This window comes from Lutibacter oricola, from assembly GCF_900106565.1.
In the GTDB taxonomy this organism is placed as follows: domain Bacteria; phylum Bacteroidota; class Bacteroidia; order Flavobacteriales; family Flavobacteriaceae; genus Lutibacter; species Lutibacter oricola.
Window position 1 is genome coordinate 211,621 of the sequence record NZ_FNNJ01000005.1, and the last position, 25,493, is coordinate 237,113.

At 28.9% G+C, this 25,493-nt stretch carries 22 protein-coding genes; 10 read left to right on the plus strand and 12 right to left on the minus strand.

Annotated features, from left to right (window positions below):
* Positions 1-259 precede the first annotated feature (259 nt).
* Genes BLU40_RS11180 through BLU40_RS11190 form a run of 3 tightly spaced genes read right to left on the minus strand, consistent with a single transcriptional unit; the run spans position 260 to position 6,825 of the window.
* Positions 260-1,948 (minus strand): hypothetical protein, encoded by a 1,689-nt coding sequence (locus BLU40_RS11180; protein ID WP_090123431.1) that lies wholly within the window; start codon positions 1,946-1,948, stop codon positions 260-262.
* Between the two features lie 11 nt (positions 1,949-1,959).
* Entirely contained in the window at positions 1,960-3,732 is a 1,773-nt protein-coding gene (locus tag BLU40_RS11185) for a RagB/SusD family nutrient uptake outer membrane protein (protein ID WP_090123433.1), read from the minus strand.
* Between the two features lie 12 nt (positions 3,733-3,744).
* On the minus strand, positions 3,745-6,825 hold the full coding sequence (locus BLU40_RS11190; protein ID WP_090123435.1) for a SusC/RagA family TonB-linked outer membrane protein: 3,081 nt from the start codon (positions 6,823-6,825) through the stop codon (positions 3,745-3,747).
* Positions 6,826-8,110: 1,285 nt separating this feature from the next.
* Here BLU40_RS11190 and BLU40_RS11195 point away from each other — a divergent pair.
* Positions 8,111-8,587 (plus strand): hypothetical protein, encoded by a 477-nt coding sequence (locus BLU40_RS11195; RefSeq protein ID WP_090123437.1) that lies wholly within the window; start codon positions 8,111-8,113, stop codon positions 8,585-8,587.
* Positions 8,588-8,703: 116 nt separating this feature from the next.
* On the opposite strand, the gene BLU40_RS11200 is transcribed toward BLU40_RS11195, so the two are convergent.
* The gene (locus tag BLU40_RS11200; protein WP_090123439.1) at positions 8,704-9,468 is read right to left on the minus strand and encodes a LytR/AlgR family response regulator transcription factor; all 765 of its coding nucleotides are present in this window, start codon (positions 9,466-9,468) and stop codon (positions 8,704-8,706) included.
* A 7-nt stretch (positions 9,469-9,475) separates the two neighbouring features.
* Positions 9,476-10,534, minus strand: coding sequence for a sensor histidine kinase (locus BLU40_RS11205; RefSeq protein ID WP_090123441.1), 1,059 nt, complete (start codon positions 10,532-10,534; stop codon positions 9,476-9,478).
* Positions 10,535-10,846: 312 nt separating this feature from the next.
* Between BLU40_RS11205 and BLU40_RS17580 the strand changes: the two genes are divergently transcribed.
* The 8 genes from BLU40_RS17580 (at position 10,847) to BLU40_RS11240 (ending at position 16,188) form a co-directional block, all read left to right on the plus strand.
* On the plus strand, positions 10,847-11,005 hold the full coding sequence (locus tag BLU40_RS17580) for a hypothetical protein (RefSeq protein ID WP_175454779.1): 159 nt from the start codon (positions 10,847-10,849) through the stop codon (positions 11,003-11,005).
* 17 nt (positions 11,006-11,022) lie between these two features.
* Positions 11,023-11,664: a hypothetical protein gene (locus BLU40_RS11210; RefSeq protein ID WP_090123443.1), complete on the plus strand. Its 642-nt coding sequence runs from the start codon at positions 11,023-11,025 to the stop codon at positions 11,662-11,664.
* 133 nt (positions 11,665-11,797) lie between these two features.
* Positions 11,798-12,304, plus strand: coding sequence for a DUF4251 domain-containing protein (locus BLU40_RS11215; RefSeq protein ID WP_090123445.1), 507 nt, complete (start codon positions 11,798-11,800; stop codon positions 12,302-12,304).
* Positions 12,305-12,311: 7 nt separating this feature from the next.
* Positions 12,312-12,761, plus strand: a complete 450-nt coding sequence (locus tag BLU40_RS11220; protein ID WP_175454780.1) for an META domain-containing protein — start codon at positions 12,312-12,314, stop codon at positions 12,759-12,761.
* 81 nt (positions 12,762-12,842) lie between these two features.
* Positions 12,843-13,910 carry a hypothetical protein gene (locus tag BLU40_RS11225; protein WP_090123449.1) on the plus strand — a complete coding sequence of 356 codons (1,068 nt, stop codon included), beginning with the start codon at positions 12,843-12,845 and terminating at the stop codon, positions 13,908-13,910.
* A 7-nt stretch (positions 13,911-13,917) separates the two neighbouring features.
* Complete coding sequence (locus BLU40_RS11230; RefSeq protein ID WP_090123451.1) at positions 13,918-14,220, plus strand: hypothetical protein; 303 nt, start codon at positions 13,918-13,920, stop codon at positions 14,218-14,220.
* A gap of 222 nt (positions 14,221-14,442) precedes the next feature.
* Positions 14,443-15,072 (plus strand): DUF481 domain-containing protein, encoded by a 630-nt coding sequence (locus BLU40_RS11235; RefSeq protein WP_175454781.1) that lies wholly within the window; start codon positions 14,443-14,445, stop codon positions 15,070-15,072.
* Complete coding sequence (locus BLU40_RS11240; protein ID WP_090123455.1) at positions 15,073-16,188, plus strand: BamA/TamA family outer membrane protein; 1,116 nt, start codon at positions 15,073-15,075, stop codon at positions 16,186-16,188.
* Between the two features lie 25 nt (positions 16,189-16,213).
* Here the strand turns inward: BLU40_RS11240 and BLU40_RS11245 are convergent, their stop codons facing one another.
* The 7 genes from BLU40_RS11245 to BLU40_RS11275 form a co-directional block, all read right to left on the minus strand.
* Positions 16,214-16,630, minus strand: coding sequence for a hypothetical protein (locus BLU40_RS11245; protein WP_090123456.1), 417 nt, complete (start codon positions 16,628-16,630; stop codon positions 16,214-16,216).
* Positions 16,631-16,650: 20 nt separating this feature from the next.
* The gene (locus BLU40_RS11250) at positions 16,651-17,313 is read right to left on the minus strand and encodes an ion channel (protein ID WP_090123458.1); all 663 of its coding nucleotides are present in this window, start codon (positions 17,311-17,313) and stop codon (positions 16,651-16,653) included.
* Positions 17,314-17,327: 14 nt separating this feature from the next.
* Positions 17,328-20,441, minus strand: a complete 3,114-nt coding sequence (locus BLU40_RS11255) for an efflux RND transporter permease subunit (RefSeq protein WP_090123459.1) — start codon at positions 20,439-20,441, stop codon at positions 17,328-17,330.
* Positions 20,442-20,451: 10 nt separating this feature from the next.
* A complete protein-coding gene (locus BLU40_RS11260; protein ID WP_245729933.1) occupies positions 20,452-21,549 on the minus strand; it encodes an efflux RND transporter periplasmic adaptor subunit in 1,098 nt (365 codons plus the stop codon).
* Positions 21,550-21,556: 7 nt separating this feature from the next.
* A complete protein-coding gene (locus BLU40_RS11265; RefSeq protein ID WP_090123461.1) occupies positions 21,557-23,896 on the minus strand; it encodes a TolC family protein in 2,340 nt (779 codons plus the stop codon).
* A 5-nt stretch (positions 23,897-23,901) separates the two neighbouring features.
* Positions 23,902-24,342: a hypothetical protein gene (locus BLU40_RS11270; RefSeq protein WP_090123463.1), complete on the minus strand. Its 441-nt coding sequence runs from the start codon at positions 24,340-24,342 to the stop codon at positions 23,902-23,904.
* A 156-nt stretch (positions 24,343-24,498) separates the two neighbouring features.
* Positions 24,499-24,702, minus strand: a complete 204-nt coding sequence (locus tag BLU40_RS11275) for a hypothetical protein (RefSeq protein WP_090123465.1) — start codon at positions 24,700-24,702, stop codon at positions 24,499-24,501.
* A gap of 153 nt (positions 24,703-24,855) precedes the next feature.
* Here BLU40_RS11275 and BLU40_RS11280 point away from each other — a divergent pair.
* On the plus strand, positions 24,856-25,493 hold a 638-nt coding region (locus BLU40_RS11280), incomplete at its 3' end, for a hypothetical protein (protein ID WP_090123467.1).

Here is a 25,493-nt window from a genome sequence, read left to right on the forward strand (position 1 = left end):
TATATTTTTATAAAAAAGTCTTTATTATTTTAAACAAATAAGATTTTCTATTTCTAGTATAAAATTAAATGTTCTTAATACCATATTAATCACCATTATTATCTTAAACAAATCAAATTTTACCTTAATAAAAGTCACTTTTTACCTCAATTTTTGGCCTTAAACACTTAATTTATTCGAAATATGTTTATAAAGGTAAGATTCATTTTTAAAACAAAAAACCGCTTTAAAAAGCGGTTTTTTATTTATATAAACATTGTTATGGTCTTACTTCTAATTCAATAAAAGAAAAATCATCTAAATACATTGTTTGTCTACCTGATGAGGCATTTTGATTTATATTAGGATGAACCACAATTGTTACCTTTTTCTTAGCTTCAAGAGCTGGAACAGTAACAACATGCTCTACTTTCACCCATTTTTCTCTTTCTAATCCATCTAAATTCCATACTCCAGATTTATTTATTGGAACTACATCTCCCCAAGTATAAAAACCACCCATAGTGTTTCCTGCTTCTAGATATACCATAAATGATATTTTATAAGTACCTGCTGGTATTTTATCTATTGTTCCTAAACCAAAGGTGTGTAATTGATACTGTTTACCTATTCCATCTACTGAGAACTTCATACTTGCATCTCCTGAAAATGCTTTTTCTTGCGTACGTGACCAATTTGGATCAGCTTCTGTTCCATTTGCTCCTACCCAAAATGCACCAGATGGTCCTGCATAAGCTCTATTTAACGCTCCTAAAGATGGCTCAAAGCCAGACCAACTATTAGAAACTAAAATATTATTTCCAAAATGCATATTTGCATATTTAGCATCAAAATCTAACAGATCTCTTTCATCTAACGATTTTATTTCTCCGCCATTATAAGCTACAGTAACCACATCGCTATTATAAATTGGTTCAGCTAGTGTTAATTCGATTAAAGTTCCATCATCTTCATTTACTCTTGCTGTTTGCACAGCTATATCTCCGCTAAATCCAGACACACTATTAGTTACGTGAACTGTAAAATTCTCTTCTTCACCTGTAAATGGCTCTACCAATCCAGATACTCTAAAAGAAAGAGTTTCATCTTCCTCCTCTTTGACTGGTCCAACAAACTCAAAAGGCAGTGTAGATTGAGTTACAGTAACTCTTAAAGGAATTACTTTTTCTGCATTTGTTGTTGGAGGTGAAGTTCTTAAAGATCTTATTGTACCTGCTAAATAAGTTCCAAGTTTATAAAATTTAATAGTCGCTTCTTCAGCTCCCGTTTGTGTTGGAAAACCATCTGGAGTAAACCAAGTTCTTCCTGTTGGTCTATCTTCAGTAGTTAAATCTACAAAAGTTAATGAAGCTCCAGATTCAACCTCAACTTCTGGCCAAGTTTCTGAATCTTCTAAATTTGGTTCATCTTCAGCTGTAATATTTAACACCTCAACTCCTTCTTTTAATACTTTAAAAGCTGGTAATAGTTTACCATAAATATCGAATGTAAACGTAGTGTCAATTACCCAAACGTCGCCTACTTTATGAGATTGTAAAATTCTATCTGCGCCTCTATATGTTACAGAGTCTTTAAATTCATTATACAATCTTACTTTGTTTATTCCTTGATTTCTGAATAACACATGTGCTTTAACCTCATCTATTGATATGCCAGCATCTTCATTTATAAAAAGAGGTAAAGAATCATTCTTTTTAAAACCTTCATTCAAAAAATTATTTCCTTCTTCAATTTCCCATTTATGAACCAAAGCTCCTTGAGATAAATCTAAAAAAGACACAAAAGAATCTGCGTGTAAACTAAATGGATCTTGCGAAAACTCATCTATACTTAGCAGCCAACTAATGTCTGACAATTCATCAGGAGCTGTGTAATCTTCATATTCTTCTTCGCAGCTTAAAAAGAAAACTAAGCTAAAAAGAAACAGTATATATTTTATATTTTTCATGATTATATTTTTTAGTTAATATTAGGGTTTGAACTAACCTCTGAAAGTGGAAGTGGAAAAGTTCCATTCAATTTCTCGCTATAATTTGCAGCTGGAGTATCGTACTCATAATCTACAATAATTGACGAACCACCTATTGCTCCTGATGGATCTATTACTATTGAAGGAAAGTTCCATTTTGTTTTTGTAACACCTGCTGAGTTTACGTACTTGTATGGCACACCATAATACACTTCATTAGATAATTCTGCAAATCTTTGTTCTAATCCAATACCTTCAGATTGTTCCCATCTTTTAAAATCTATGTATCGTGTTGCATAACCTTCTACACACATTTCTAATGCTTTTTCTTCATTCATTAAATGCTCCATTAACTCACTAGCTGTATAAGTTTCTTCATTATATGTGTGAACAGTATCTGATCCTGATTCACCTAGTAAAACTAAGCCCCATCTTTGTCTAATTTTATTCATTAGTTCAATTGCTGCATCCAAGTCTCCTGTTTTAATTTTACATTCTGCTTGCATTAACATAACATCCGCTAATCTATTCATTGTAACATTTTTACCTGAACGAACCGCTCCGTAAGGCAATGCACTTTCAGCTTCAACAATATCGTGATTCGAATACTTTTTCCACCATCCATAACCCCAAGCGGTTCCGTGAAATTTTCCATTTTCTGTTACTGTACCTGTTAAATAATACTCTGTTTGATTATCTTCAACTATCGCCGCCATTGCAGAAGCTCTTAGAGGTACATTACGTAATGTTTTTCCAGTACTTGGATCATCATAATAGTTTCTATTATCTAATGGATCCATTTGTTCTGTTTTAAATCTCCAAACCATCCAAGCAGGGATAGTTGGCCCAACCGTATTTGTAAATATTTGACCTAAAGTTGTTGATACTGCCTCTCCACTCCAAACATTTTCTTCTGGTTTTAAATCAGAGCTAAAAGTAACTTCAAAAATAGATTCTTCATTGTGTTCTCCTTCAGTTGTAAACAACCTATCCATGTCATATACTAATTGATAACCGTGATTGTCAATTACATCTTCAAAATATGTCATTGCAGTAGTGTAATCAAATTCGTTTAAATAAATTGAACCTAAAATTGTAGCTGCCGCTCCAGAAGTTGCTCTATTCAAATCGTTAGAATTTGGATATTCTCCTTTTTTATATAAGTTATCGTAAGCATATTCCATATCAGTTTTAATAAAAGCTAATACTTCTTCTGCTGGCGAAACTGCTTTGTTTATTTCTTCGTCTGTTAATGGGTTTTTTTCTCTTAGAATTACGCTGCCATTGTTATAAACTGTATATAAATAATAATGAAATAATCCTCTTAAAAACTTAGCTTGCGCCATTTGGGAAGTCCATTCTAAATCTTCGCCATATTCTCCTTGAATATTTTCTAAAGCTTCAATTACTTGGTTAGCTCTAAAAATACCTTTGTAATTAGCTTGCCATCTTTCAATTATAGCTTCAGAGCTATTTGTAAAGGTTTGGTTGTAATACTCGTTTATATTGTTCGGAGCAGGACGCCCATAACCAGGCCAACCTTGATCTGTTCTAATAGCATCTTCAACTACTCCTAAAATAAACCTGTCGTGTAACGTATGGTAAGTTGCATTTAGACCAGCTCCTGTTTCATCTAAGTTTCTCCAGTAGCTATCTTTAGCTATTTCATTTGGATTAACCTCTGTTAAATATTCATCTCCACAAGCGCTAAATAGGCCTACAATGAAGGTAAATACTAATATTTTTAAACTTATATTTTTCATGATATTTTATTCTTAAAAATTAAAATTCAACCCAACCACATATTGCTTAGATGTTGGACCTACACCTCTATCTAAACCTCTACCTGTAATACCTCCTCCAATTTCTGGGTTATAACCCTTATACTTTGTAATTGTTAATGGGTTTTGTGCTCTTACGTATACTCTTAAAGAAGAAAATCCAATTTTTTCAAGTTTTTCCTTAGGAAGTTTATATCCTAAAGTAATTGCTTTTAATCTTATATACGATCCATCTTCCATCCATCTATCACTATATCCAATATAATTAGGATGTTTTTTAATATCACCTCTATATGCCGGGATAGTAGTATCTTGATTATCTTCAGACCATTGGTATATTAAATCTTTATGTCTTCCATAAGCAAATGCTGTTGCTCTTGATCCATTCATTATTTCTTGACCAACTGCTGCAAACCAGTTCATTTGAAAATCGAAATTTTTATAAGCTGTACTTAATGTATAACCAACTTCAAATTTTGGCAATCCGCTACCGCTATAAACTCTATCTTCTCCGTTTAATTTTTTATCATTATTAACATCTTTATACATGGCATCTCCCATTTGAGCTGAAGGTACAATTTCTTGATAAGCAGCTAATTTTTCATCGGTATTAATAATTCCATCTGTTTGCCATAAAAAGAAAGCTCCTGCTTCTCTACCAACTGCTAGAGCTGTAATTTGAGATTGATCTCTTGCTCCATTTACTAAGCCCCAATCACTAGTTAGCAAATAATTAGATTGCCCTTTAATTTTAGTAATCTCATTTTTATTAGTTGTAAAAGTTCCGTCCATTCTATACCAAAACTTACCTATTCTATTTTGGTGTCTCATTGAAAGTTCGAATCCTTTATTTACCATATTACCAACATTTAGAGTTACCTGAGCATTATCTCCTCCACCTGCTGATGGCGATAATACTACTGGAAATAACATGTCCTTTTTATCAGTATTATAGTATTCTGCAGAAATGGTTAACTTGTTTTTAAATAAGCCTAAATCTACACCAATGTTAGTTTGAGTAGTAGTTTCCCACTTTAACAACTCGTTAGAGTAAGTAGTTTGAATTGCACCTAAACTTAATTGCTCATTACCATTCTCATCTACAGATAAATAATCTACATTTTGCGTAATACTTGGTGCGTACAAATACGATCGTATTCTTTGGTTACCAACTTCACCTCTAGAAGCTCTAAACTTAAAATTATTTATAGTACTTTTTAATGGTTCCCAAAAACCTTCATCAGAAACATTCCAAGCAAAAGCTACTGAAGGAAACATTCCCCATTTATTACCTTCTGGAAATTTAGAAGAACCATCTCTACGTACACTCGAACTAAAAAGGTATTTACCTTTATAATCATACTGAACCCTACCTATAACACCTATTAATTTATCAATATAATTAAATCCAGAACCAACCTCAGATTCTAAAGTTGCTCCATCTAAAACCGTTATATCTGGGTTAGTTGCACCTGCTCTTCTAGCAAAATAAGTATCATACTCATATCTTTCTGAAGTAGCAAAAACAGTTCCTGTTAACTTATGATCTCCTATTTTTTTTTGATAAGTTGCACCAACCTCAAAGTTTAATGCTTTTCTATATCCAGAATCCATTCTAACATAACTTTGAGAAGGGTTACTAAATATTTGTCCTGTTTGATAATTTTTTAGCTCTTGATAAGGAACTACTCTTTTACCATAAGTATTTGTGAATACTAAACCAGCATTTCCAGTTAGTTTAAATCCATCGAACAATTCATAATCTATTTTAAATGAAGCATTTCCTCTTGTAGTTTTTGTATACTGAGTACTTCTTAAACTGTTTATTACCCAACCTAATCTATTAGATTCGTCACCGGCACTTTCTAATAAATCAAATTCACCTAAATCAATACCAGGTTGGTAAGGATAATATCTTATTGTTTGTCCTAATAAATAATTTGGAGAAACATCTCTATGATCTGAAGATAAACCTGCGCTAGTTTGTATTCTTAATTTATTTTTTTTGTATACCGTATTAGCTCTGGTGTTAAAACGTTCATAGCCAGAATTAATCATTAAACCTTTTTGATCAAAAAGACCAACACTTACATTATAAGTAATGTCTTCTGTACCACCAGAAATATTAGTATTAAAATTTATTGTTGGTACATTATCTCTAAACACTAACTTGTTTAGGTCTGTTTCATTTTGAAAACTATATGGTAATCTTTCTATTTGTAATGTTTGATCTCCATCTGCAACTCCAGTAACATTTTGCTGTGCAACTATATTAAAAAACAATTGTTCAGTAGAATTCATTAATGGAAGTGTTGCATTTCTAGTTTCTATAGCATAACTAGCGGTACTTCTAACTTGTAAAGATCCTGCTTTACCTTGCTTGGTTGTAATTAAAATTACTCCTGTTGCACCTCTAGAACCATAAATAGCTGTTGACGCAGCATCTTTTAAAATATCAATAGTTTCAATATCACTAGGTGCAATTCTTGGGTCTCCTTCTTGAATTACACCATCTACAACAAACAATGGAGTATTATCACCCAAAGTAGTAATACCTCTAATTAATATTTCTGAATCTCCTCCAGGCTCGGTAGCACTAACTATACTAACTCCAGATGCCTGACCTTGTAAAACAGATCCTAAATCTTGAGAAACAATGCGCTCTAAATCTTCAGATTTTACTTGTGTTACCGCACCTGTTAATTCTTTCTTTTTAACAGTTCCATAACCAATAACTACAACTTCTTCTAAACCTTGAACATCAGCAACTAAAGCAACATTCATTGTTTTTCCTTTTACTTTTAAAGCTTTGGTTTCCATACCTAAAAAGCTAAATTCAAGTACATCCCCAATTTTTGCACTAAGCAAATAATTACCATCAAAATCTGTGGTTGTTCCATTAGTTGTACCTTGTATTAAAACAGTAACTCCTGGTATAGGAGCTCCATCATCTTTACCGGTAACAACACCCTGCACATTAATTTTTTGAGCTTGTATATTCAAACTGAATAACAAGGCGAACAGAGTAAGTAGCAAATAACTACGCTTTGTTCTTTTAAATTCAATAAATTTCATTCGGTTATTTTTATTTAAGTTTTACAGAAAATATCTTAATACAAATGAATAATTTCTTAGCAAGGTTATATTCCAATAAATTAGCACTTACCCAATCTATTTTACCCAAGACTTAAAAAATGACCAATAACCATCTATTTTCAAAAAAAGAATAATTTAAGTGTAGCTTCAACAAATACAGAGCTTTGAAGGTTTTTTATTTAATTCTCAGTTTTTTAATTTTTTAAAAAAAACACCAAATTTTAACAAAATAACTTTCGAAAAGATAAATATGTGTTATAAAAAGATAATTTTTAAGTATTTATCGTTTAATCAATTGTTAGAATTTATAGTACTTCAATTATGAAGAGCTAACCACATAGAAAGTAAAAGCTTACAATGCAGATACTCATTCACTTTTCTAGACTAAGCAAACTCTTCAGAAGTTATAATTTGGTAATTATTGATTCTATATTTGATTTTACTTACCTTTAAAAAGGAGAGGGTTTATGTTTTATGTATTATACGCTCTTGCGAATATATTTTACAAAACAAAATGTAGCGTTTTGCTAACACTGTATTACTTGCTAAATATTCTATTTTATACTAGTGTTACTTATGGAAACGTATTTGTTAAAAGTTTATATTTTAATAAAATTCTGAATCAAGCTTTGAATTACTTGTTCTGAAATTTTATTTAATTAATTCTATGCACGCATTGTTAAAGTTATAAATAAGAGCTTAAGTAATTATAATAATGATTATATTTGAGTGTTAGGTTTTCATAGGCCTAATCTTTTTCATAGCAATTTTCCCCACCCTTGAGGTGGGGTTTTTTATTTCCTTTTTAATATGATTAACAAAAAATAAAAACCCTTGTAAAATATAGGATTTACAAGGATTAAGGTTTATTTGAGTATAACTCTAGTGACCTCGATAGGATTCAGACTTTCTGCTGATTACCCAATATTTAAAGGGCTCCTATGTCTTGTATTTTTTTGTTGACCGATTTGTTGACCTAACCATTAATATCTATTGGTTAATTTTAACTTTCAATCTTAAAACAAATATAAGATTTTCACATTAAGAAATAGCAATAATTAACATCAAATATTATGGTAATTGTTCTAGTAACATTAATTAAACTACCATATTATAATTACAAACTTCTGCTTATTTTATGTAAAAAATATTTCATTTGTATTTAAAGCTGTTTCAAATTAAATTTAAGACGCTTCACGTAAAATTATCTATTTCAAGATACCTGTAACCGTACTTTTGAATAGAAATTTAAAACTAATATATTATGAAAAATCTTAAGTATTCACTAATTATGATTATTGCTATTAGCATATCTTTTATATCATGTAGCAATGACAACGACAATGACCACAATTACCATTTAGAGTATGTAAATACAATAAGTGCAGATCTTCCAGATGAATTTGACTACGGAAGTTTCTATGACATTGAAGTTACAATAGAATTACCAAATAGTAGCTATTACCATTATGGACAATTTGACTATTTCTACGAAGGAACATCGAGACTAATTTATCCTATTGCACATGTAGATGATGGAATTGGATATAATCCAAGTATTAGAGAAACAACCTTTTCAATTCCAATTCATGTTCTACAAGATGAACCTTATATTTTTAAGTTTTATCAAGGTGAAGATTCTGATGGCGAAGATAAATTTTTAACAATTGAGGTTCCTGTAAATAATGAAAAATCAGTTGAAAAAATAGATCTAAATACCGATGAAACTGTTTACAAATAGTATTTAAGCAATTAATTCTAAAAAACCACTCATAAATTCTAATATTGAGTGGTTTTTTTATAATCTAAATATCAATAGACCTTTTTTCTTGTTGTCTGCATAGTATAATTATTTCGCTAATTATTCATCCAATTTTTAAATTCGGTTGCTTTTGCTTTACTAACAATTATTCGTTCTTTAAATGGTGGGTTTGTTTTTAAAACTAATTTACCATTAAAATAAAATTTGATTTTTAAAACAGCTTCTCTATTAACAACAAATTGCCTGTTTACTCTATAAAATTTTGAAGTATCAATCTCTTCTACTATACTTTCAAGTTTTTCATTAATAATAAATGATTTATTATCCAAAGTTATAGCTTTAATAATCCCTACTTCTATATAAAAATAAGCTATATCTGAAATTTTTAAAGGAATTAACTCATCTCTACTTTGAACTAAATAGGTTGACTTAAAAGTTTTATTATTTGAATTTAACAATTGTAAAACACTTTCAATTTGACTATTATTAATTGTTGGCTCAGTTTTAACAATAGAATTAAATTTAATAATAGCATCTGCCAACTCTTCTTCATTTAATGGTTTTAAAAGATAATCGACACTATTAACCTTAAATGCTTTTATTGCATATTGATCATAGGCCGTAGTAAATATTAAAGGAGTTTTAACAGTTACCTTATCAAAAATTTCAAATGATAAACCATCTGCTAAATGGATATCCATAAATATCAAGTCGGCTTCAATAGGTTTCGAAAAGAAATTAATAGAAGATTTAACAGAGTCTAAAACTTTTAACACCTCAATATTTGGGTCTATGTTTTTCAATAAATAAATTAAATTCTCACTTGCTAATACTTCATCTTCAACTATAATTACTTTCATAGAATTATTAATTTATAGGTAGTTTTACTTTAAAAACATTATTTAAATTACTTATTGAAATATGTTCTTCTTTCAATAACAGATAGCGTTTATTAATATTTGAAAGCCCTTTTCCGGTACTTTCCACATGACTTATTTTTGGATTTATTAAATTTTCAATCACTATATAATTTCGATCAATATAAATATTTATTTCCAATGGATTATCAACAGAAATTTCATTATGTTTAATACAGTTTTCAACTAACAATTGTAAAGTTAACACTGGTATTTTGCTTTTATAATATTCTTCAGAAATATCAATATTAATTATTATTCTATCTCTATATCTCGTTTTAATTAGATGTATATAGCTTTCTAAAAATTTCATTTCTTCCTTTAATGTCACCAAATCCTTCTCACTACTTTGCAAAATATAACGATACATAAATGAAAGTTTAGTTACAAAAGTTGTGGCTTCTTTATTTTCTCTAACTAATGAACTAAGAGAATTTAAAGAGTTAAATAAGAAATGAGGATTTACTTGATTTTTTAATGCTGTTAACTCATTCTCTATACTTTGCTGCTTCAAGATCTCTTTTTCTAATAAATCTTCTTCTCTAAACACTTGGTACCTTAAAATTTTTGCAACAAAAAATAACACAATAAATACTATGACGTATCCAAAATAAATAAACCCAATTTCCTCATCAGTCTGTGATTTCTCATTTAGTGCGGAAAAAATGAAAATAAATAGTTTAACAGATCCATATAAAATTACAAAGTGAACAATAAGAGTTATTATTATCTCAAAAAATAATGACGATTTTTTTAATTGATACCTCCAATTAGCATTAAGTTGTAGAACTCCCCAAGAGATTACGAAAAGAAATATAACACGTAAGATTAAATCACTTATAGAAATGGTTGCATTTTGACTTTCCAGAGTATTTGAAATTTCAAACAATTTCAAACCTCTAGGTAAGTTCATTAGCATTGAGACTGAAAAAGCAATAACTACAATTAGAAAATTACTAACTTTTTTAAAAGACAATTTTTTTAGTTTTAATAGTTTATTAATATCCAAAGTTACATCATTTTTAAATTTCGTTCAAATTTATAATTTACCACTATTAAAGTTTTAAATATATTAGTGAAACAACTCTTTTAATATTTAAAGTCTTCTTTAACCAACTTAAAACATTTCAAAAAATGAACTTTCAGGTTAAAAGTCACAACTAATATAAAATCTTCAAAAGTGTGAATTCATTTCACATTTCAAATAAGACGTTTCACTTATCATTTTAACTGCTTCACCTAAAAACGACTACTCATAGGCTACTGAAGGCCATACATTTGTACAAGAAATAACAAATAAAATATTTAAAAACAACATATTATGAAAGCTCAAATTTTAAACAACTCAAACAACAATCAACAATTATTCTTAAATACAACTGAATTATCATTCATTAAAAAAGCTAAAAACATTTTACATAGAATAAATAACACAATGGAACTATTGGGTTCTGCAGCCGCAGGAGCAATTAGAAATTAAACTTTAACTAAAAAAAAATGAAAACATTAATAAAAATAAGCAGCCTTGTATTTTTAATAATTATTACCATAACTAGCTGCTCTTCAGTAAAACTAATTGACAGTTGGGAAAACTCTAAATTAAATGAAATAAACAAAAAATCAATTGCAGTAATTAGTAAAACAAATAATGATTTTGCTAGAATTCAGTTTGAAACTGATATTTCAAAAAAATTGAATGAGAATAATTTAAAATCAATTGAAAGTTATAAGATTTTAAGAAAACTAGATACTTCTAATAACCTATCATTTATAAGTACTAAGAATGTTCAAAACAAATTAAAAAAACAAGGAATTGATATTATTATTGCAACAATTTTAAAAGACACCCAAGAGTATACAAGAACCGCTGTTGAAAATAATATTAGTGTACATCATACAGTAAGATACTCTAGAAGATACCGTAAATTTTTTGTAATACCATATTATAATGTTGAACCATCGAGTTCGTATACTTATACTAGCAAAAGGTACATCTTAGAAACTGTTGTATATGATATTACAAAAGATGAAGACAATCAGTTAATTGCTATTTTAACTTCTGAAGTTGACAATCCTAAAAGTTTAGGTAAAATTTCAAAAGACTTTTCTAAAAAAATAACAGAGCAAATACTTAAATAACTTTTTCAATAACTCAAGAATGTCTTATTTAATAGCTTCATTATGTTTATTAATACTAGTATTTCTAAAAGAACATTATGAAAATAAATTTAACAAGTAGTTATTTCTATATCCACATCTTAAATTATTTATTATGAAAAATATTTTTACATTAATCGTTTTACTTATGCTTGTACTAAAAACTACAGCTCAAAATAAATTATCGAGAAAAAAAATGAAAGAAGCTAGAGCTAAAAAAGAATATTCACTTGTTAAAAATTTAGTTGAATCTAAATCTTTTGTATTCGAAGCTGAACAAGTAAACCCAATGGGAGGAGCTCATATAGATGTAAAGGGCGAAGGAGATTTTCTAGAGATAAAAAGCGATAGCATAAAATCATATTTACCTTATTTTGGCGTATTACATAACGCCACAGGTTTTAATGGAAGTGGAGCAATTAAGATTAATAATATTATAGAGAATTACAAAGTTCAGTATAATGATGTTAAAAAAAATATTTGTATAAAACTCAAAGGGTATAAAAATATGGAAGCATTTGAAATTATTTTGAACATTTATAAAAGTGGTACCGCTTCACTTTCTATATATGGAAGTAATAGAAGTTTTATTAAGTACTCAGGAATTATTCATAGTATATAAATTCAATATGAAACAATTTAAACTAACTCCTTACGCTCTAGCTATATTTTTATTGATGTCTTGTGGAACCAAAAAAACGAATGCTACCTATGTTATTAATAAAAAAACAGAAGCTAAACAATTATTAAATGATATATGGATTTTAGACTCTATAGATAATTTAACAATTAACAATACGGCACAAAAAAAACCTCAATTAGAGGTTAATATAAAAGAAAACAAGTTTTACGGTAATGATAGCTGTAATCAAATTAAAGGCTCTATAACTAAACTCACCAATTCTGAAATTCAATTCAAGCATATATTTGGCACAAAGATGCGGTGTAATAATATGAAATTTACAGAGCAATATCATTCAAAATTATTAAAAACGAAATATTATACAATTGATAAATTGCAACTTTCATTATTAGATTCTGAAGAAAACATTTTATTAACATTTAGAAAAATTGATTAACACAAAATGAAATACTTTAAATTTATATCAACTAAATTCTTATTATTGATTTTGCTTATCTCCGTTTCAAGTTGTTCGTTAATGAAACTTTCGTTTGAATCTGAAGAAATACCACTTTCAAAAATTCAATTAAATACTAGAATAGCTGTAAGATCATTTCAAAATGATTTTTCAAGCAGTATTATAAAAACTGCCGATAGTATAATTAGCAGTAGCAATGACCTTAAAATTAAATTAAATGTAATACAGTTTAAAAAAGGATTGGTTGCTGCATCAGCTAAAACAGCTTTTCAATCAGTCCCAGAATTATCATTAGTAGATACCTGGATTTTAAGTAAACAATTAGTTGAAGTTTTAAAAACAAAAGAAGGTGTTGAATACCTTGGACCACAAAATGTATTAATGCTTAATACAGCAATTAGCTTAGAATATAAAATTTCGCAAATTGCTAAATCGTTACTAAATAAAGAACGTTTTAAATCGCTTTATCTATTTGCTACCAATTACACTAAAAACAACCCAATAACAACTTTTGATTTCCCTAGAACAAATTTACTTTCACCTCTAGCAAAACATTTAGGTGTTGCAGATACTTCTTATGTAAAAACATTAGGAACTGGAGCTGAAGCTTTGAGTGATATTGGAGATAGAATTGGTATAGCAAAAGAACAAATCAGTCAACAACTTGCTTGGGAAAAAGAACGTTTGTCTTTACAATGGGATGATGCAAATATATCAGATGAATTTTTATCAAGAGCAGATTCTCTAAATCTTATTTTAGATAGATTTACTATTCTAGCAGAAAATTCACCAGAACTTTTAGGAGAAATTTCAGCAAATATTAAAAATGAATTAATGCCTTTAATTTATGAACTTAATGGTGGTGTTAATTCATCTGTAAATAAATTAGCTGATGAAAGATTACAGCTTCAAACTTATTTAAGTGACCTCCAAGAAACAGTTATAAAAAATTTGAATTCTACTGGAGATCACATGATAGAAAAAAGCGCATCGAGTATTACACAAATAATAAAAGATGTAGCTTGGATAATAATTTTAGGTATTATAATTCTTATTCTACTTATTTTTGGAATTCCATTTATGGCAGGCTTTTATTTAGCTAAGGCAAAATTTAATAAAACAACTTAAAAAAACAATGATAAAAAAAAATATAATTACACTGTTAGCATTCATCTTCTTACTTACATCTTGTGCTACAACTTCAAATTGCAAAGGTTGTGTTGAAGGAAAACTAATTGATAATTCTGCTCTGGATGGTTGTGGGTGGTTAATTGAATTAGAAAATGGAAAATGGTTAAACCCAATTAATATTAACGAATATAATATTGAAAAATCGAACAACTTAATCGTACACATTAAATATGAAGAAGTAAACAATGTTGCTACAATTTGTATGTCTGGTAAAACTGTAAAACTATCTTTAATAAACCCCAAATAAAACTCAAATACATCTTAAAGTTAAATACACATTAACCTATACTTGTTTTGGTTAATGGCTATCTGTATAATTCAAATTAAAATCAGTATATCTTAATAACAAAAAAGTTAATGTTAATTAAACACTTCCCAAATTTAAGGTCGTCAAAATTAATTGTTAAAAAAATGTATATTTGGGTATTCTATGAGACACAATAAATTATTACTTTTTCACATACTAACATTGACTTTGTTAATTTGTTGTCAATTAAGTTATTCCCAAAATCAAGATTCTTCACAAACAGCATTTAAAAAAGGTCGTTGGTTAACAGGTTTATCTGGAACTATAAACTCTACAACTACTAACAGAGGCAATGACGATCTCAAAACTACATCAAATAATTTTGGAATAAATATTGAATCTGGAAAATTTATTAGAGATCGATTCCTTATTGGTGGTCGATTTCAAACAAACAAAAATAGTACTAATGGTAGCCTAGAAGGATCAACTGAAACCATTTTTATTGGTCCTTTTTCAAACTATTATTTTTCAGATAGTACAACAGGTTCGTTATTTGTAACAACATCTTTAGGGTACGTAAGATATAAAGATAAAATTCAATTACAGCAAGCAGATTTATTAGTTCAAGAATTTGGAGAAGGTAGTGGTTTAGGAGCCTTAGTTGGGTTTGGCTACTCTTATACAATTAACAACTCAGTTGCATTTGATTTAGGTATAAATGTTGACCTATACTGGGTAAATATTGAGCAAGAATCTTTACCAATTGAAACCATTACTAACACTAAAATAACATCAAATGATATTTCCTTTTCTTTTGGTTTTAATGTCATTCTAGATGATTTCTTTTTTTAAATGAAAAATCTCATATTATATAGTTGCATTTTATTAATTACTTTTCAAGTATTTAGCCAAAGAAAAGATGAAAATAACTTGGTAAAAACAGATACCATTTCAAATACTAAAAATCATCAACTAATTGCAATACCTATTGCTTTTTATACACCTGAAACTGGATTTGGTTTTGGTGGAGGTGGTCAACTTTTCTTTTTAAATAAAAAGAATACTTTTAAAAACCGTCTTTCAAATGTTCTATTTAGTGGTATTTATACATTAAATGAGCAATTAATGTTTGAAATAACTCCACAAATATATTTAGGTAAAGGAGATTACTTCATTGATGCACATTATTTATTAGAAATATATCCAAATTCTTTTTGGGGTATTGGTAACAATACACCAGACACAAATGAGGAAGTTTATAAGCAAACTACTCACGCGGTTAATATTTCTTTTCTAAAGCGATTACCACCCGATCTTAATTTTGGATTTCAATTTATATTTAAAAATCATGAAGTTACCGAAATTAAAGAAAATGGTATTTTAGACACTCAAAATATTATAGGTCGCAAAAGAACTGTTGTTGCAGGATTAGGCGCCGTTTTTAATTATGACACACGTGATAATGTTGGCTCTCCTAATAAAGGATTCTATTATCAAGCAAAAGCCCAATTTTCAAGTGAAATTTTTGGAGCAACTAAAGGGTTCAATAAATTCATCCTTGATTTAAGAGAATATTTACCAATTGGAGATAAAAGCCTTTTGGCTTTTCAATTGTATTCAGAAAACAATTTTGGTAATATTCCTTTTCAAAGCTTAGCTAGTTATGGTGGTGGCTCTAGAGCTAGAGGATATTTCTTTGGGCGATACCTTGATAAGCAAATGTATGTTTCACAAATTGAATACAGATGGCGTTTTAAACCTCGATGGACTTTAGCATCTTTTTTATTAGCTGGAGAAGTAGCTAACAAACCTGAAGATTTTTTCAGTATTAAAAACATTAAACCTAGTTATGGTTTAGGAGCACGATATAAATTATTTAAGAATAAAGATACTTGGCTACGTTTTGATTTTGGGAAAGGTAAAGACGAAAACTCTGGAATATATTTTGGTATTAACGAAGCATTCTAAAGTTCTAATTACAAAAAAATTTAACTTAATATTCCCAACCTTTTCGCAGGCTAATATTCCATAATATAGTTTTGAAATTATTTACATGCTGTTGATATTGACTTTCAGTTAGCAAAGGTTTTAATTTTGAATTCATTTTATCGACAATTGTGTTCAATCCAGTTTTAACTTCCTCTTTATTAAACACCTTATTTTCTTTACCATATTGTGACATACTATCTGTATACTTTAACAAAATATCATAATATTCTAATTTTACTTTTTCTGATAATTCCATTGATTCAATTTCACTATTAAACCACTCTTTTATATAATTATCTTCTTCGTTAGAGTAAATTTTCTTTTTATTTTCCTTTATTTTAATACTATCTTTATTTTGATGCTGTGCGTAAACAGTTGTATTAATTATGCAGAGTACAGTTAACAATACTAAATATTTCATTTTTAAATTTTATATTGTGATTAGTTGTCTTTTGAAACTTGACTTACATATTTACCTACAACAATAGCTGTAACTACGACTAAGTACATTTGGCCTGTTAAACCTATAAGAATCGCAGACTTTTGAGCCAATGAAGTTATAGGTAACACCTCACCATACCCTATTGTTAGTAATGTAACATAACTGTAATACATTATATTTTCGGTTAATGATATTCCCTCACTAAAACCTTGAAAAGAACCTGGAGTTATCATTTCTATAGTCATACAAATAAAAAACCCTATCAACCCTAATGATATATACCCACTGATTAACCCAAAAATAACATTCTTACCTACTCTTTTAGATTTCCATACCTGCTTAATTAATTGAAATGTTACAATTATGTAGAATAAAAAATAAGCACTCATTTTGAAAAAATTCAAAATTCCTTTTTCAGTATGATTTACAATATTCGAACTTATAATAATTGATGTTATGATTAAAAGAAATATTAAAAACCACATTAATTTTTTCTTTTTGAACAACAATAATACTCCTGCTAAAATATTAACTTGAAACAATATTGGTGAAACAACATTTTCAAACAATATTGGAGGTATTATTAACGACCCAAATAGTATGATTATTTGACTATAAAAGAATATTTCAAAACGATATGGATAAATAACCTTCTCCATCATAACATCAACAATAATTAACCTAATAGCTCTTTTTTAAATTCATACTTTTTATAATCTACTTTATAAAACACACTATAAAATGACGGTATAAAAAGTAATGTAATTACAGTTCCAAATAATAATCCAATCATAATAGTTACGGCCATTGGCTCCCACATTTCACCTCCACCTAAATATAATGGCACTAAACCTAATACAGTTGTAAATGTAGCTAACAAAATAGGTCTAAAACGCTGTAAACAAGCTGCTACCACAGCATCTTGAGGACTACGCTTAACTTCATTTATTTCAACATCAATTCTATCAATTAATACAATTGCATTATTTATAACAATCCCTGCTAAAGATATAACTCCTAAAAAGGCCATAAAACCAAAAGGTACTCCAAATAATAGTAAACCTATTACCATTCCAATAACACCTAATGGAATGGTACTTACAATCATTACTGTTTTTCTAAAAGAGTTAAATTGAATAATCAATAACATTACAATAATAAAAGCTGATAATGGCAAATAATTTGCAACAGCTCCCATATTTTCTGCAGAACTAGCTGCATCACCACCTAAAGAATATGTATAATCTTTACCCCATCTTTCTTCTTGCTCTTTTAACCAAGGTGTAATTTTAGCTGTTACTTCAGAAGCATTTCCAGTTTCAGACAACTCACTTGAAACATTCATTGTTCTTGTTAAATTCAATCTTTTTATTTTTGAATATTGCCAATACGGCTCAATAGTAGCTACTTGTAATAAAGGAATGCTTTTCCCTGAATTTTGTGCATAAATATTCAATGTTTCTAACGATGATAAAGATTGTTGCTTACTTTGGTTGTTAAGTAAAACAATAGGAATTGACTTGTTTCCTTCTCTATATTCACCTGCCTGAAACCCATCTAAAACGGTTCTTAATGATGTAGCGATATCTTGGTTTGTAACACCTGCAGTTTGTGCTTTATTTTGATCTATATTAATTATAAATTTTTTCCCTTTTGGTCCCCAATCATCTTTAATATTTTTTGTTCCTTCTATCGTAAAAAGTTTTGATTTTATTTCTTGAGAAATACTTGCCAATTTATCAGGATCATCTCCAGATATTTTTATTTCTATTGGTGTTCCTCCACCTCCAGAACCTAATAAACCAACCTTAATATCTGCATTAGGAAATTGAGTAAAACAATATGCATCTAATTTATTTACCATATTATTATTTACCATAAATGAAGATGTATTAACTAAAATATGAGCATAATTAGAATTTGCTTCATCAGCATTATACCCCAAATCATAAGATGATGGGCCTTGACCAATATAAGCAGACCAATCTACAATTCCTTCAACTCTATCAGAATTGACTTTTAATTCTTTAGTTATAAAATCTTCAATAGATTTAACCGTAGAAATTGTATTTTCAATATTTGTACCTTCAGGTAAATTAACATCAATAGTTATCATATTTCTATCACTATCTGGAAAGAAAACGAATGCTAATTTTGTAAAACCAACTATTGACAAAAAGAACATTACAACAATACCTGCAAGTACAGATCTTTTCCAAGACAATGCAAATAAAATAATATCTTTATATTTTTCTTTTAAATAGTTAATTAACCTATCTAAAAAACTAACTTTCCCACCTTTTTCTTTCTTTTTTATCTTTAAAAAGAAAACACAAAAAAGAGGAATTATACTTAAAGCAATTACCCACGAAGAAACTAATGCTATTGTAATCACGACAAATATTGGCCCCATAATGTCACCCATTACAGATTCAGCCATAAAAAAGGATAAAAATGCAGCCGATGTAGTTAAGGTCGATATTAAAAGAGGCGTAAACAATTCTGAACAAGATTCAATGGCAGCCTGTTTAACATTACTACCATTTTCTATTTTTACAATAATTGATTCTGCAACTACAATCGCATTATCAACCATCATACCTAATGCCATAATTAACGCTGCTAATGAAATTTGATTTAAACCAATATCCATAAGCCCCATTACCATTAATGTAGTAATTGTAACAACAGGAATTAAACTAGCTATAATTAACCCAGTTCTAATACCTAAAAAGAATAGCATTACTGCTAGTACAATTACAATTGCCTGAATAAGGTTACCAACAAAATCACTAATTTTTAAATCTATATACTTATCTATAGAAGCTAATCTAGACACTTCAAGACCAACTGGAAGTTTTCCTTTCCAATCATTTAATACAACATCTAGTTCTTCACCAAGTTTAATAATATTCGCTCCTTTTTTTAATGAAACGTGTAATGAAATAGCATCTTTTCCATTAATACGTACTTTTTGTTTTGAAGGATACATATATCCTTTTTTAACATTTGTAATGTCACCTAAAGTTACTACCTGGCCTTTATCTCCAATTGGTATCAACATTTTTTTTATAGCATCAACATCTCCAAAATTACCAGTAGGCTCCAAGATAATTCTTTCAGAATCTACGTTAATTGTACCCCCAGAACTTAAAATATTAGTAGAACTTATAATATTTTGAAGCCTACTTGAAGTTAAACCATATGCTTTCAATTTTGTATTATCAAACTCTACAAACACACGCTCTTCTTGTGCTCCATTTATTTCTACTTTGGCAGCATCTTCAAGCTTAATTAAATCATCTCTCAAGTCATCTGCATATTCTTTAATTTCAGAATATGCAAAACCATCACTAACTATTCCAACCGCAATACCAAAAACTTCACCAATTCCATCGTCTTGTAATTGAGGTTGCACATTAGATGGCAAACCTTGAATAGAAGATAGTTTTCTTCTTAGTCGATCCCAAACAGCCTGTAACTCTTCTGGGCCAACTTCCATTTTTAATTCAACTTGAACAACTGATAATCCAGTTCTTGAAGTACTTTTCACTTCTTTCAATTCAGGCAATTCTTGTGCTACCTTTTCAATTTTATCAGTTACTAATTCTTCAACACGTTCTGGACTTGCACCAGGAAACGAAGAAACAACAGAAGCCACCCTCACTGTATAAGGAGGCATACTATCTCTTGAGAGTGTTTGATAAAATATGGCTCCCATAACCATTACCACCGCTAGAATACTTAAAGCTACACGGTTCTTTTCTATAGAAAATTGAGTAAGATTCATTTGTAAAGTTTTAGTTTTGTTGTAAGCTTACTTTTTGCCCATCTAAAAGTGTTTGCAATCCTGCTGTTGCAATTCTATCACCAGCTTTTAACCCTTTTGTTACTACAATTCCTGCAGTACTAAGATTACCAACTTCAATGGTATGTTTTTTTACTTCACCAGTTTTATTATCTGCTGAATTTATAATAAATACAAACTTACCGTTGATATCCTCACCAACTGCATTTAATGGAATTATTAAAGAATCATCTACTTCCTTTTCATTTTCACTAAAGTTAAACTCAACATTTGTTGCCATACCAGGCTTAATTGCTTCAATAGGTTTTACAATATCGATCTTGACTGTATAAGTTGCAGAATTCACATCAATAATTGGAGAGATCTCTATAACTGACCCTTTAAAAGTTTGATTTTCTATTGCCGAAAATGTAAGCTCAGTTAACATACCTAACGAAACTTTATTTATTACATTTTCTGGTAAACCAACAATTACATTTATATTATCACCTGCATTCAAAACAGCAATAACTTCACCCGCACTTACATTCTCATTTAATTGCTTATTCTTTTCAGCAATTACACCTGATTTAGGAGCTTTTATATATCCATAATTAATTTGAGATTGCTGAATACTTTTGTTCCTTTTTGCTGATTCATAACTGTCTAAGGCTGATTGATAAGAATTTTTAGCTGCTTCATAATCACTTAAAGAATTACTTCCTTTTTCATACATTGATTTAACACGAGTTAAATTTGATTTAGCAGTTTTCATTGCTGAATTCGCTGTATTTAATGCAGATATAGCTTGCTCATAAGCTAATTTTGCTTGAACGTTATCTAATTTCGCTATTAAATCTCCTTTTTTCACGCTTTGACCAACTTTAGCTTTCAATTCTGTAATTATTCCATTACTTCTAAAGCTTAAATCAATTTCATCACCTGCTTTTGCAGTACCACTAAATGTTCTTATACTTTGAGAACTTGAAGTTCCTACAATCTTATATTTTACAGGTCTTAATACAACTTCTTTAACTTCAACCTTTTCTTTGCAACTTGTTAAGCCGAATGCTACAGTTAGCATAATTGCTATATATGTTTTAAATTTCATAATTTGATTAGTTTTTGTTTAGTATAAATTGATTTGCTCTTTGAAAAAACTGACTATTAGCTTCTTCTGAATTCATTAAAAAATAGTATCCAATAATTCTTTCTAATTGCATTGATGTTATTAAATAATTATAACTAGCTGTTGCTTTAGCTAATTGAGCTTGTAAATAATTAGTTTGTGCATCTATCAATTGAATAACAGGAACTGCACCGTTTTTATATGCATTTTGGGTAAGTTCTAAGCTTTCTTTTGCTGTCTCTTCAGAAACTTTTGAAATCTCAATATTTGCAATTTGATTGATTAAATCTAATACACTATCATTAATATTTTTCTCTATAGTTAAATATGAGTTTTCTTGCTGAATTAATAATTGGTCTTCCTGAATTTTAACTTTTTGCTTATTAATATTATTTTGATTTTGTTTAAAAATTGGCAATGATACATTTAAACCAACATTATATGTACCATCTGGAATATTAGGAGAACCAATAGGATAAGCAGAGCCAACTCCTGATTCTGATAACGCTAAACTATACTGACCTTGTAAAGATACCGTTGGAATAAAACGGCCTTTATCATTTAATTTATAATTTCTCTTTATAACATTTAAATTATGAGAAATATTTTTTAATTCAGGTGCATTTCTTTTAGCCTCTTCAACTAAAAAGTCTATAACAATTGATTGCAATTTTGGGTTATCAAGTAATTCAAAGAAATCTTTAGATTTATATTTCTTAAAAATTTCATCTGTAAGCTTAATGTCATCTACATCAATTTTTGTACTAATTTTATTATTCACCAATTGGTTAATCGTATTAAATGATTGTTCTAATTGATTATTAGCTTCTATCAACTTTTGAGAATTTTGAGCAAGCTGACTTCTAAAACGTAAAACATCAGATTTCCCAGATGCACCAATTTCAAAATTCTGTTCTGCAAACTCTAAATTTCTTTTTGTTATTTGTAAGTTTTGATTCTGAATAGCTGCATTTGTTTTAAGAATTAACGTATTAAAATATGCAACAGCACTATTTAATAATGCATCTAACTCACTTGAGTTGTATGCTTCTTTCTCAGCTTCTTTTAATTCCTTTTGAATTTCAATATTAGCAGATGCTTGCTCTGAATATAAAAGTTGCTGAAGAACTGCTTTACCTGAAGTAGAGAACTCAGGGCTTTGTCCTGCTGATATTTCAGCAATTTCCGGATCAATATAAACCCCACTAGCTGAAGCTGTTAAATCTGGCAAAAAACTACTTTTAGCTGTTCTTATGTCTTGCTCACTTAACTCAATATTTTTCTTTTCAGATTTTAATGCTAAATTATTATTTACCACTTTATTCATAATATCCAAAAGTGACAGTGAAATACTATTTTTAACTTCATTATTACCTCCAATGAAATCTGCTTTTGCAATTAAACTATACTTTATAGGGAAATCTATTTGAGTTGCTGTAGCGTAATTAATGATTAGCCTTTTCTTATAATTAATAAACAAGGGTAACTCGGAAGCATTTATACCAGAAACAATAGATTCAATATTTAATGCTATTCGTCTAAAAAATTGATTCAAATTTGCTCCAGATTGATTTGTTGCTAAAACACCATTTTCAATGTTTCTCAATCCAAAAGCAGAAAAAGAAGGTAACTTATTATTATTAATCTCTTTAATTAAAAGTGCTTGTTGTTCGTCTTTTAAAAAGTTTCCACCTGCAAAATAAACAGCATCAACATCATTTAAAAGAGGCGAAATACTTGTTGTATTATTAGAAATTGGAATTAACTTATACGATTCTTTTTTATCAGAAAAATATGAATCAAATAGTTCTTTAACTGGAAGTTCTTTAATAACATAATCTTCAACTAAAATCCCAATTTTCTTGTAGTCAAACAACGATTTAAAAACCTTTAAATCATCGTTATAAGATATAGGCGCTATAAGGTAAGATAAATTGTCTATACCAGATTTCTCCATACCTTTGGGCAAATTCATAAAATCTTTATTAACGGAACCAAAAATAATTGTTGGCTTTGGATATGCTTTTTCTTTATAAAGCATAATGTTATTAATTACACCAAAAGAAAGTATAATATCTGTCTCGTTATTTAACAACTTATTATAATTATCTTTAGATGTTTTCAAATTTGAATTACTTTCAAGATAACTGTTAAAGACCACATTAGCATCCTGACCTACTACACCTTTAATTTCATTTTTTAATTTCTCTAATAACTCACTTGTTTCATTTGATGAAACATCAGCTAAAATTCCAATATGAATATCTTTTTTTCCTTGAGAAAAAGTTGTCATAGTCATAAAGAGAAAAAATATAAAAAGCTTTTTCATTTTTATTATTGTTTAAAATATTGATTTGATTTAGTTCGTAAAAAGTTTAACATTTCTGAATTAAAATTTATCGAATTTATGATAAACTCATTCATTTCTTCATTTTCGTTAGTTCTTAATTCTAAAGATTCTTTTAAAAGTTCGTTTTGATCGCTATAGTTTTTAATAACAAGTTCTAAAAAAAAGAAAACCCCTTTTATATCTAAATAGAATAGTCTTTTTTTCTTTTTACTTTTATCAGAATAAATATAATTGATTCTATTTAACTCCAATAATAGATTAATAGCTTTACTTGTAGCTCCTTTACTGGAACCAATAATTTTTTGTATTTCATCAAAAGTAAAATACTTTTGATCACTAATATATAAAAGACCCATAACTTTACCAACCAAAGGTGGTAAACCATCTTTTTTATACGTTAAAGCAAACCTTTCTAAAATACTCATAATCTTTAATTTTCGAATGCAAATATAGGTTTCCTTTTTTGGAAACCAAACAAAAACACAAAAAAAATAATTTTGGATTTTTTACATTATCAATATAGCATAACGAAATAACAATAAATACAGGAAGAATTTAATTCAAGAAAACCTCAACAAATACTATGATACTTTTCTTAAGTATTCATTCACAATTTTAAGTTTAATACCGCTATATTCTGCAAACTCTTCTGAAGTAATAAATTGATGCTTTTGTTTCCCAAAGTGAAGTTTCATTGTATTTAATAGTTTACGTCCATACCGTTCACTACGTCCAGTTATACACTGAATGTCTTTTGGATATATACACGTTCTAACAATTTTCATACACTATCTATACTTTATCCTATTAGTATTTATACTTTGCCTATACACCCTTATTTGGATTAAAAAGGACGTTATCGGAATGGATGGATTTCGGTTTTTTAATTCTTTTATAAAGATAGCTTCATTTGTTGAGAATTTAAAATTTATAACATTATGGCTAAACAAACCGGTATTATTAAATTAAAAGGAACCATTGGTGGAATTTCCTTTTACAAAACAAGTGACGGACACTTGGCACGTGAAAAAGGTGGTGTAGACAAATCTAGAATTGCAAATGATCCTGCGTTTCAACGAACGCGTGAAAATGGTTCTGAATTTGGAAGAGCTGGGAAAGGAGGTAAAGTACTGCGAAATGCAATTCGTATTCTTTTGCAAAATGCAAAAGACAAAAGAGTTGTGAGTAGATTAACTACTGACCTTTTAAAAGTAGTTAAAACAGATACGACTAACGCACGTGGATTGAGAACTATTCAAGATGGTGTTATGAGTTCTTTGGAAGGATTCGAATTTAATTTGAATGGTAAACTTGGTTCTACGTTGTTTGCTCCATTCTCGACAACTTACGAAAGAGCTTCAGGAGATGTTTCTATTGATTTAGCAGCTTTTGCTCCAACTGTTAGAATTGCTGCACCTTCTGGAACAACTCACTTTAAAGTTGTTGGTGGTGCTGCTGAATTGGATTTTGAAAATGAAGCTTCTTCATTTGAAAATGATGAAACAGCTATTTTACCTTACAACAGTGCTAACACAGCTGCTATTAGTTTAACTATGACTGCTCCTGCAAACTCTAC